This window comes from Natranaeroarchaeum aerophilus, assembly GCF_023638055.1.
Lineage (GTDB): Archaea > Halobacteriota > Halobacteria > Halobacteriales > Natronoarchaeaceae > Natranaeroarchaeum > Natranaeroarchaeum aerophilum.
This window is the reverse complement of sequence record NZ_JAKRVY010000011.1, coordinates 67,110-76,696: the sequence shown is the minus strand read 5'-3', so window position 1 is coordinate 76,696 and position 9,587 is coordinate 67,110. Positions and strand designations below refer to the sequence as shown.

The following is a 9,587-nucleotide window of genomic DNA, read 5'->3' as shown; positions in this document are numbered from 1 at the left end:
CACAATCCCGGACGGACGAAGCTCAAGACCCTGTGATTGATTCTATGACACGCTCGACTTATTTGCAATTCAGAATTGCCCAGCGGGGCCAGCGGCTCTCTCGTCAACTTGCTCGTACATCTCATCAGGGAAGGGGAGACTCCCCCAGATCGAGTAGGGGCACTGGTCCTGGCCGATACAGTAGCGTTGCAGATCGTCGTTATCGCAGTTCATCGGCAACGGCGTGTTCCCGCCAATCGTGTTCGAGAATTCGTAGCGGACCTGGTACTCCGTTTCCTGTTCATCGTACCACGGCCACCGGGAGAAGACGTCCTTGAGCTCCGCGACGATCTCGTTGAGGCTACGGTCCTGATACTTCGGGAGCCACATCACCATCCGCGCGAAGTTGTAGAGGTCCTTCCGGACGGGCTTCTTTTCGTGGAGTCGCTCCTCCATATTCGCCATACAGGGGAGCTCGAAAAGATCCTCGATCTCTCTCACTGTGATCTGTTCCGCGCCGTAGCCGCCTCGTCCGATCCAGTAAGTGTTGACGCGCCCGTCGCGGTCTATCGTGACGGCCGAATGTGACTCGTGGTCGGCCAGAGTCTTCGCGAGGCTGCTCGGACTCGAGATCCAATCCGTCGCCGAGGATTCCCAATCGGCGTCGGACTCATACTCCTCAACTGCTAGGTAGAGGTCTTTCGCGGTGTGGAATTCTCCTTGTTGGACGACGTCGTCGGGGGCATTACTCAGGGCTCGACGGAGTACACGAATTGTCCGCTCCCCACGGTCCCAGTTCCGCCAGATGCGTTCGTGATGGCCGGTATCTGGTCGCCGATCTCAACGGCAAGGAGTTCGAGCTCAAAGTCTGGCAAAAACATGGGCTCGAGATCGAGTGGCAAGTCGATACCTGGTATATTCTGCGTGAGGCCAGAGGTACAGTCTGGGAGAGCGGTGGCGAGGTACACCGACTACTCGATAGCACGAGAGACCTTACAGCGATTGAATGTGGATCGCGAGCACCGGTAGAGGCAGATTCGCAATTGAAATAGGTTGAGGAAATAATAATTTAATAAATATGCCATATCTTGGACTGTCCGACGGTGACGAGCTACTCCCCCCACAGGTCCCGGACGGATCGACAGTTCAGTGTCCAACCTGCGGGGAAGGAATGTCAGTAGTCCAGTCCCACAACCGCGGGAGTGCTTTCGTATCTCGGCACTTCACTCACAAGGGCGGCGGGAAAGGAGGTGGCAGCGGAGCCGGTAGGGGTGATGGTGACTGTCCCGGGGAATCCGAAATGCATCACAAAATGAAAGCCATCGCATACGCGCGCCTGGAGAACGACTACCCAGAGGCAACTATTGAACTCGAATCCAACCTTGACGGACGCATTCCTGACGTGTTATTAGAATTCCCCGAGCCATGTGATCCATACGGCAAGGGGATTGCTGTTGAAGCCCAGTACCGGAATAAGGGAAAAGACAAAGAAGCAGTCGTAGAGCACTATCTTGATCGGGAGTACAGCGTTGCCTGGATCGAGGAAGACGACTTTACGACTCACGATGTTGACCTCTCCAGTGTTCTCTCGGTGTGGCCGTATGCCCTCCCAGACCGATACGGGACGGAAGGGTATCCGGACGTGACGCGGTGGCTCTGGCAGGAGAAGAACCCAACTGTAGAGATTGAAATCCCGATTCCTGCAGACTACTGGATGTCGTTCGACAAATCGGGAGAGTGGGTTACTATCGCGGAGAAAACCATCAAGAGACGAGGAAGCGCTCGAATTTCAAGAACGCCAGACGGGCATCTAACGTTCTCACTTGGAAAGGCAAAGAGCTGGGGCGAGAGCGAGTCGCTTTCCGTACAGGTTGTTCCGGATGACGTTGTGAAACTCAGATCCTTCGCCGATGATTTGGAGCGAAAAGCGTTCGGGGAGGACCGGCCGTCACCGGAAGAGTGTGATCCAGAATGGCATGAACTCAGTAAGAGATGGTTAAAGGGGTCGCCAACCGTGACGGCATGGATGACAGCTGCGCTGCCGGACCCAGATGGAGACTCCGATGTTGTGGTGACTCTGTGGAAGAAGCAGAAGGAAACGGAACGTGTGGCGATGCGAGTTGAATCCTATGCTGCTGAAAATCTACGTGACCTCGCAGATCTTCTTGACCGAGCCTTCGAGATTGAGAAGAGGTGAGCGCATCTAATCGCAGACGACAGAGAGCAAAGGTTTCACGACCATGAAGAGATTACGAGCTTCGCAAGAGGTTCGTATTCAATACCCGTTAGTAGAATCTCCCGCACCAGATATGAACTGATACCGATTTCCGTCATCTTATTGTATAGGTCAGTCTGAAAGTTGGGTAAATGGACTCCACGGAATATCTTTCAACGGTGCGAGAACAACTCCATGCCTATGATTTTCTTGAACAAGAGGACGGGGGCCCTTCTGACTACCCCCTCTATTACAGAGAAACCGATGGACGAGTTCGAACTCGTGAGGAGTGGGTACTACTGGTGGAGTTAGACGAGGCCTCAGTAGAGACAGTAAAAGAGACGATTAATACCGCAGTGAACGTCTTTTCTTGGCTTTCCGATGAAAACGGCCCCCTTGACCGTCGATGGTGGTATCTTCTGATGGTTCCACCGACGGTTAACCGACCGATGGTCGTGGCTGTCGAGCGTGCTGCTGGTTCCATCGAACAGAATGACCGGGACGGGATGTTCTTACCAGTCCTTGCCGATCTCGAGAATGGCCGATTAGAACGCTCAGAGGCATCAGGTACACAGAGTATTACTGCATTCCGGAAAGTCGTGAAGAATGTCGACGACTACTTTCGATTATAATTTGACTGGGAATTCAGCAAGCAGAATCCGCTTTGTTACTGTGAATCCGTTTCTGTCGGTGTAGACTCAAAAAAGATCGATCGAGAATCATCCTCGTCTTCGTTCTGCATTAGCGGAGTGCTATCACTCCCTTCGTCACGGAGAAGTGATGTGCCGTCTTCGTCTCTATCGTGGGCAAGTGGTGTCGAATTATTCGAGTCTTCTGAGAAGTTGATTGATTTTTCATCAGTGTAGACACCGAAATATTCCGGCGAATAGAGCGATTTCCCCTCTATGTGAGTGACAACGTCCGGTGGAAGGAGTTCTTCTTCGCGCAGTGTTTCTATATCCAGAGATGATATATCGAAGATACGCTCCGTATCAAATCTCATTCGGTACCATCGAGATTCTGGTTCAGACTCGATTGCAGCCGGTGATTCTGTAAATAGTGGCGAATTCCAGATAGCCGTCTGCGACCGCTCGAAAACCTGGTTAAGTAGACTTTGGAGATCGCCAAAGATGACATCTACAGCTTCCCCCATACTATCACATTCACCGATGCGGTCGACAAACCGTTGGAGAGAGCTTTCAGGAGGCTCCCAACTCAGCAGATGGAGACCACTAAAAGACCAGGCCGCCCCGGCCAACACCGTTCCAGCGATTGTGAGATACCGGTTTACTGTGCGCGATGCTGAACTCACCCAGTGCAAGCAGAAGTTTCGGTCAGTTATTGGTTTAAACAGCTGAAGTGCAGATCCGCCATGCCCACTGGTTGGGAGGTCGCCTAGTAGGTGCCCGAATACACCAGAGCCGACTGCATTTATAACCCAATTAGCCAGTGAATCAGCTGCGTCGATAATAGCGGTGATATTCTCAGATAAATCCAATTTCTCAGCCAGCCACTCTCCAAATCGGCTAGAACTGTGACGGATCAGATGGGAAGCACTTAGTGCTGAACCCAGATAGGGCAGCGAGTGGAGTTCATGATGGTTCCCCATCTGTCGGTGGATATCTGCTGCGTTTTCTGCATCGCCCAGTAGAGAGAGCTCAGCGATATCAAAATATCCTGCCACAGTAGTACTTAGACCAGTGAATCCCAGACCGGCAGCAACCATAGGAGCACGCTGGTGCAGACGGTCCTGGAGTGTGGGTGGTGTTAACGCTGGATCGTAGGCTTCGCGAGTGCGACTGCGAATCCACGCCGCAACAAGGGTAGAACTCACCCCTGCCACCATCGCACTGTGTGCTTTCCGTTGCATTACTTACCCATAATTTGCCAAGTAAATAGTAGTTAGCCTTGATTCCATCGAGTCAATGTCATTCGGTATCTGAAAAGACGAGTGTCCCGCCATAGGCTGCGTCAACATGGAACCACAGATTGTGGTCGTTGGCGACCTCATGGGCCGCCAGGAATTGCTCGATACTTCCGTTACCCGTCGCGACGACACAGATGGGCACTCGGTCAGTCCGTGCCCAGTCTAAGCCGTCGTCGATATTGGGCTCCTAGATTAACCGCTGGAGATCGGTCTTCTGTACGTCGTTGTTGAAGGTCTCATACAGCTGTCTGAATTCGATATTGTCGGTGTGAAAATTAGGAAGATAGTAACAGGTCTCGGTTCTATCCACGAATAGGTTTCCAGCAACCTGCGAGAAATCACTGTCAGCAAAGATTCCCTCATTCCCCTCTCGTAGATAGGAGATTCGTCCACTTTGACTGGTGGGCAAGAATCCCTCGCTCAACACATACTCCTCCTACACGCTTGCATACCGGCTCACATCCGATGATGGTTCCACTGCCCGAGGCGCACTTGTCGTGGTTCCCTGCACGATTTTCTTCAAATCAAAAAGATCTAGGAAAGTGAGTTCGCTTTCAACATAGATCACGAGGGGGCGGTAATTGCGCTGCTTCTCCGCCTTCTGTCTTAACATGTCTTTCACTTTCCCCACCTGATCTGTTTGAAAAGTCCGAACTGTGGATGACGAGACCATACCATCTGTCGGGCCCGTTTTCTCGAATGTGATTTCAATTCCGTAGTTCTCCACCTTTTGCGGCGGATTATTGGGGTCTACCTGCTGGAGTTTGTTCAGAATATCCTGGACAAAGCGTTCGTTGGCGGCGATCATCTTGTAGGTGTAAGGCATCACGTGGAAGTTGTTCAACCATGTTATACTCGGAGTGTAGGGGGCGCCATCGAACTTGCTCGTGATTTCCTCTACCACGTCGTCCTGCTTGTCCCAGCTGGACAGACGGGTTACTTCGACATCGAATCCATTACGCCCATAGCCGAGACACTCGAGATCGGGAAGCCCATCGCCGCCAGCCACATCTGTGGGAGAGGGGTTAAACGTGTTTTCTAACACGACATACGCCGTGAGTTCAGAGAGAAAAGAGGTGAACGCGACCTTTCTGTGCAGTTCATTTTGATACGAGTCGTGAGCGATCTTTGTTGCAGGCGATTGCTTGACGAGTTTCTCTACCCTATCGAGGTACGACTTCCAGTTGCCCTGGATCGCTTTCTTTGGCTTATGTTCGTCGTCTGCTTGAGATAGGAAATTCGAGGGGAGCAGATTCGTGGTCTGTGGGTATTTCGACTGGAACTTCTGCCAATTCATACCCGTGGTGAGTCGGGGCAGCGATGAAATGATTGGGGTAAAGAGCACTCGATCTGATTGAATTCAGAAGGTCATCAACGTGTGATTTGTAGGAAATCAAACTGCGATTCCCCCGGCCAGTCGAGACGGGTTTTCCATATAGCAATATATAATTTATCACTCGTGTATAGGGTTATATTCTAAGCGTAGAAGGTCTAAGAACACCGATATCGTAGTTTTATCATTCCCGCACTCTGCACTTGTGCTTACTCGAATAAGCACAAGTGGATTTTAGTGGGTCGCCGCCCTCGGGTCAGCCACACCAATGCCCGAACGCCAGCCAACCGATACTGAGGCCCACAAATCCCTGGAAAAAGCCGTTAAGGAGTGGGTACAGAAGAAAGCCAAGCCCGGTGGCGGCGGGAACTATGCCCGCGAAGCCGACCGTGTCCTCACGGCGTTCATCAACTGGACGCCCGACTCCGTCGAGACCGTAAGCGACGTCTCGCGACACACAATGATGCAGTACGCCGAATACCTCCACCGTCGGACCGACACACGCGTCGCGGATCAGGACAATGAGGCAGGTATCACAGGACGGACTGCCCAGCAATATTACGCTCTTGTCCGCGCGTTCTTTACTTACTGCGTAAAGTGGGGATACCGCGAAGAGAATCCCGCCGAGCACAAGCCGGCTTTGGAGGAATTGCCCGATGCGTCGCTCGGCGCGAACGGTAATCGCCAGCAGTTCTGGAGTCCGCAGGAGCGAACGGCCTTCGTTCAGTACGTGGATAAGCGTGCGCACAACGCGATTACGGAGCAAGGGAGCAACGCTATAGAGGAAGCGCGGGACCGAGCGCTCGTCTACCTGTTCGCGTACTCTGGCGCGCGGAGCGCTGAACTTCTCCGTGATCCTAATGATTCGCGCCGGACAGGTGTCACATGGGCGGACGTGGATCCCGAAGCCGGTGTGGTTCGAGTGCTGGGAAAGAGTCAGACAGCCGGTGAGGAGGTACAGTTACCAAGTCAGGCCCGCTCGGCCATAGAGCAGTATCGCAAGGCTCTCAACCCACCGACGGAGGAGTGGCCTGTGTTTCCGACGCAGCACGCGCCGTCGTTATACGACTGTGCGCGTACGGAGCTTGGTAATCGCGTAGATAGCTTGGAGGCCGAACTCGAGGCAGACGGTCCAGACGCAGTTCTACGTCGGTATGAGATTCCCCCGCCATCGATCACTACTGAGACCGTTCGGAATATCTTCCGCCGACTCTGCAAAGAGGGTGAAATCTCTGTCGAGGGTGAGCACGAGTACTTGAAACCACACGGAGCGCGCCGCGGTGCTGGCGAGGCCCTCTATCGGGCAGAGGGTGCTTCGGCGGCTCAACGTGCGCTCCGCCACGAAGATCCGTCCACTACATCAAAAATGTACAGTCACATTAAGGCTAGCGAGCAGGCGGAAGTCGCGAGTGACGCGTTCGAGAAAATCGACGAACAAACCGCGACCGAGGACGATGACAGCTGAGAACGTCTCGTTTGCCCGATTAAGTCCGGAACGAGCGAGTAACGCCTTCACGTCCCACAACCGGGGGAGCAAACGGGAGACCATCGATATCTCGGCAGTCCTCGAGTCTGGTGATTTGGAGGCGTACGCGATTCAGTACGAAACAACGGCCCAGAAACACGGGATCCAGATCCACGACCAGAGTTCAAACGAGAGTTTCAATCACATACGGTTGAAGGTTGTACTTGCGGATTTTCTCTACGAGCTCGGGCACGATGTTGCTCGTCCGCTTGATGAGTGGGAGCAGAAGGAGTAGCGAGTTATCAACCGGGACGTAATGTACACGTGTTTCGAACGGCAGGACTCGAACAGCCGTGCCGACATCGCGTATTTCGAAAATGGCTTCAATATTATCGGTGAGACCGGAAACTGTCCAGCAAAGAAACTCATAAGGGGTGGTGTAGATGCAGATAACGCGATTTTCTTGCTGTTACAGTACGGGTGGATGGGATTCGAAACCGAGCGATCAAAACCAGTAATGGACATCGATGAAATTGATGAGCAGATTTCAGCGGCGGACGCATTCCCGACGCGGTTCGATATCACTGCAGAGATTGTGTCCTTCCTTCGTCCCGATGAAGATCTTGCTGACTGTCTCTATCCCTAGTGATTTATCGGCGGCACTGGCAAGGAGGACGTTGGTGTCCCGGAAGTCGACCAGAACCACTCCGCCCCAAACTCGCTCTCGACCTCAACCGCGTCAGTTTCGCCAGGATCTACTGGTTCGAGTTCGAGGTAGCATAGATCAGTGAGTCACAGAACCTATTAATCATGGAATCAGTGAATCAAAGAGTTATTGAGTAATTGATTCCCGTATTCAATGAATCATAGAGAATCGCCGAGTTAACGAATACTTGAAGCACTGAATCAATGAATCATTGAATCCAAGAGATAATGATTCAATGAATCTTTTATTGTGAGAAGTGCTGAATCACTGATTCAGTAACTGCCAGTAATCAGTTCCATTCCCCGAGGAACCGGCAAAGTAATGATTCCAGAATGCTTTGAGTCAATGAATCATAGATTCACTGATTTACAGCAAATATAACACCATAATCGGCTATTAGAGGCATATACCCCGGGATACGGCACTTTAGCAATTCAAGAGCGGCATTAGATGTCTGACGAAGATTTATGAGTCATTGAATCAATGATCGAACCATGACCGAGTCTCCTCTTGGATGGGGCGTCACACCATCGACTGGCATTCCTACGATCGCCGTGGGTAATCAGAAAGGCGGAACGGGAAAGACAACGGCGACAATCAACAGTGCCGCGGCACTGGCCTCACGAGATCACGATGTTCTTGCAATCGATATGGACCCACAGGCCGACATGACGAAAGGGCTTGGACTGGGTCCGGGCGATGACAACGATCCATCAAGCCCGAAGAACGACCTTCCAAATACGCTCGCTACGGATGATGCAAATCTTCTCGACGTTCTAGTCGACAATCCGCGCACGGACGACACGACTCTTTCAGAAATCATGATCCACAGCGACGATTACGAACACCTGAATTTCGATCTCGTACCGAGCCACAAGGACATGGGGCTTGCCCGGGATTGGATGGACGACGCGGGCGCTCGTCTCTCGTTGAAAGTTGCTCTCGAAGAGTTGGTCGACGACGGCTACGACTACGATTTTATTTTGATCGACTGCCCCCCTGATCTCTCGGTCCTGACGGATGCAGCGTTCATCGCGGCGCAAAACGTGTTCCTGGCCGCACAAACCCAAGCCACATCACGAGATGCCCTAGACGATCTCTGGGACCAGCTGGAATCAATCGAGGAGAACCAGCAGATTGAGATTGCGATCGTGGGGCTGCTGGCAAACATGTACAGAGACGATGGTCAGTCACAGAAGTTCCTGGAGGCATTTGACGAGTCATATGCGTCATTAGCGCCGATCTTCAAGCTTCCAATGCGGGTAGCGATACAGCGCGCGTGGGACAACGGCTGCGATATTTTCGAATGGGAGGACGCGAACGACCAGCAAGTCGAGCGCGACCTCTTCTTGGAGGTTGCTGAGACAATGGAACGGGCGTTCGACAAAACGCAGGTGGAGGTGTAACTATGCCCCGAGGAATGGACGAGCGATTTGAGAACCCATCAGAGGAAGCAGAAGACGAAGAAGTCGCCGGCGGCGACGAGACCGCAGAGGCGACGTCGGAAACAGAGGGACAAGACCGCGAACCTGCAGCCGCCACAGAAGAGCAATCAGGTCAGGAGAAAGGTGCTGGCTCGGCGGATACTAAGTCTCCCACTGAGGAGGCAACAGAAACGGATGATGAACCATTGAATATCCGGGAGGACTGGGACTCCGCCACCATATACGTTGAACCGGAACAGAGCGAGGATATCGAGGTCACATTTACGCGGCTGAAAAAACAGTTGAGGCGGGAGGACATCACGCTCGAGAAGAACAAGCACTTCTACCGAGGGATTTTCGAGGTGGCGTTCGGCGAGCACCGCGAAGAGACGAAGGAAAAAATTCGGGAATTGGCACAGGAGGACACCAATCAATGACTCACTGATTCTTGGATTCAAGAAAGAGGCTTCAACGTCGTGGCGGCAGAACTCCCAAAGTTGATTTGATACGCGGTGAGAACCCACAGACGACCGTATCC

The 9,587-nt window shown here is 52.6% G+C and carries 10 protein-coding genes and 1 pseudogene; 7 read left to right on the top strand and 4 right to left on the bottom strand.

From position 1 onward, the window contains the following. Nucleotides 1–69: 69 nt before the first annotated feature. Nucleotides 70–819: pseudogene (locus AArcSt11_RS15285) on the bottom strand (primase-associated protein); the annotation flags it as partial. Nucleotides 820–1,291: 472 nt separating this feature from the next. Here AArcSt11_RS15285 and AArcSt11_RS15280 point away from each other — a divergent pair. Both AArcSt11_RS15280 and AArcSt11_RS15275 read left to right on the top strand, forming a co-directional pair. Continuing rightward, complete coding sequence (locus tag AArcSt11_RS15280; protein ID WP_250598358.1) at nt 1,292–2,176, top strand: hypothetical protein; 885 nt, start codon at nt 1,292–1,294, stop codon at nt 2,174–2,176. Between the two features lie 170 nt (nt 2,177–2,346). Then, on the top strand, nt 2,347–2,826 hold the full coding sequence (locus tag AArcSt11_RS15275) for a hypothetical protein (RefSeq protein ID WP_250598357.1): 480 nt from the start codon (nt 2,347–2,349) through the stop codon (nt 2,824–2,826). A 35-nt stretch (nt 2,827–2,861) separates the two neighbouring features. On the opposite strand, the gene AArcSt11_RS15270 is transcribed toward AArcSt11_RS15275, so the two are convergent. The 3 genes from AArcSt11_RS15270 to AArcSt11_RS15265 all read right to left on the bottom strand — a co-directional run bounded on the left by AArcSt11_RS15270 (nt 2,862) and on the right by AArcSt11_RS15265 (nt 5,418). Next, entirely contained in the window at nt 2,862–4,064 is a 1,203-nt protein-coding gene (locus AArcSt11_RS15270; protein ID WP_250598356.1) for a hypothetical protein, read from the bottom strand. A 58-nt stretch (nt 4,065–4,122) separates the two neighbouring features. Further along, nucleotides 4,123–4,263 (bottom strand): pyridoxal-dependent decarboxylase, encoded by a 141-nt coding sequence (locus tag AArcSt11_RS17150; protein ID WP_353617810.1) that lies wholly within the window; start codon nt 4,261–4,263, stop codon nt 4,123–4,125. A 294-nt stretch (nt 4,264–4,557) separates the two neighbouring features. Next, a complete protein-coding gene (locus tag AArcSt11_RS15265) occupies nt 4,558–5,418 on the bottom strand; it encodes a hypothetical protein (RefSeq protein ID WP_250598354.1) in 861 nt (286 codons plus the stop codon). Between the two features lie 304 nt (nt 5,419–5,722). On the opposite strand from AArcSt11_RS15265, the gene AArcSt11_RS15260 reads away from it, so the two are divergent. The 5 genes from AArcSt11_RS15260 (at nt 5,723) to AArcSt11_RS15240 (ending at nt 9,486) form a co-directional block, all read left to right on the top strand. Then, nucleotides 5,723–6,919: a tyrosine-type recombinase/integrase gene (locus AArcSt11_RS15260; protein WP_250598352.1), complete on the top strand. Its 1,197-nt coding sequence runs from the start codon at nt 5,723–5,725 to the stop codon at nt 6,917–6,919. Beyond that, nucleotides 6,909–7,214, top strand: coding sequence for a hypothetical protein (locus AArcSt11_RS15255; RefSeq protein WP_250598350.1), 306 nt, complete (start codon nt 6,909–6,911; stop codon nt 7,212–7,214). Before AArcSt11_RS15260 ends, AArcSt11_RS15255 begins: the two co-directional genes overlap by 11 nt. Before the next feature lie 21 nt (nt 7,215–7,235). After that, on the top strand, nt 7,236–7,565 hold the full coding sequence (locus tag AArcSt11_RS15250) for a hypothetical protein (protein ID WP_250598348.1): 330 nt from the start codon (nt 7,236–7,238) through the stop codon (nt 7,563–7,565). A 554-nt stretch (nt 7,566–8,119) separates the two neighbouring features. Continuing rightward, nucleotides 8,120–9,031: a ParA family protein gene (locus AArcSt11_RS15245; protein WP_250598346.1), complete on the top strand. Its 912-nt coding sequence runs from the start codon at nt 8,120–8,122 to the stop codon at nt 9,029–9,031. Between the two features lie 14 nt (nt 9,032–9,045). After that, on the top strand, nt 9,046–9,486 hold the full coding sequence (locus tag AArcSt11_RS15240) for a DUF8160 family protein (RefSeq protein ID WP_353617815.1): 441 nt from the start codon (nt 9,046–9,048) through the stop codon (nt 9,484–9,486). Nucleotides 9,487–9,587 lie beyond the last annotated feature (101 nt).

What these genes read in the sequence shown, in the direction of transcription:
- AArcSt11_RS15255 (WP_250598350.1), top strand. Translation starts at nt 6,909, where the DNA reads ATGACAGCTGAGAACGTCTCGTTTGCCCGATTAAGTCCGGAACGAGCG.
- AArcSt11_RS15250 (WP_250598348.1), top strand. Translation starts at nt 7,236, where the DNA reads ATGTACACGTGTTTCGAACGGCAGGACTCGAACAGCCGTGCCGACATC.
- AArcSt11_RS15280 (WP_250598358.1), top strand. Translation starts at nt 1,292, where the DNA reads ATGAAAGCCATCGCATACGCGCGCCTGGAGAACGACTACCCAGAGGCA.
- AArcSt11_RS15275 (WP_250598357.1), top strand. Translation starts at nt 2,347, where the DNA reads ATGGACTCCACGGAATATCTTTCAACGGTGCGAGAACAACTCCATGCC.
- AArcSt11_RS15265 (WP_250598354.1), bottom strand. Translation starts at nt 5,418, where the DNA reads ATGAATTGGCAGAAGTTCCAGTCGAAATACCCACAGACCACGAATCTG.
- AArcSt11_RS15245 (WP_250598346.1), top strand. Translation starts at nt 8,120, where the DNA reads ATGACCGAGTCTCCTCTTGGATGGGGCGTCACACCATCGACTGGCATT.
- AArcSt11_RS15240 (WP_353617815.1), top strand. Translation starts at nt 9,046, where the DNA reads ATGGACGAGCGATTTGAGAACCCATCAGAGGAAGCAGAAGACGAAGAA.
- AArcSt11_RS15260 (WP_250598352.1), top strand. Translation starts at nt 5,723, where the DNA reads ATGCCCGAACGCCAGCCAACCGATACTGAGGCCCACAAATCCCTGGAA.
- AArcSt11_RS15270 (WP_250598356.1), bottom strand. Translation starts at nt 4,064, where the DNA reads ATGCAACGGAAAGCACACAGTGCGATGGTGGCAGGGGTGAGTTCTACC.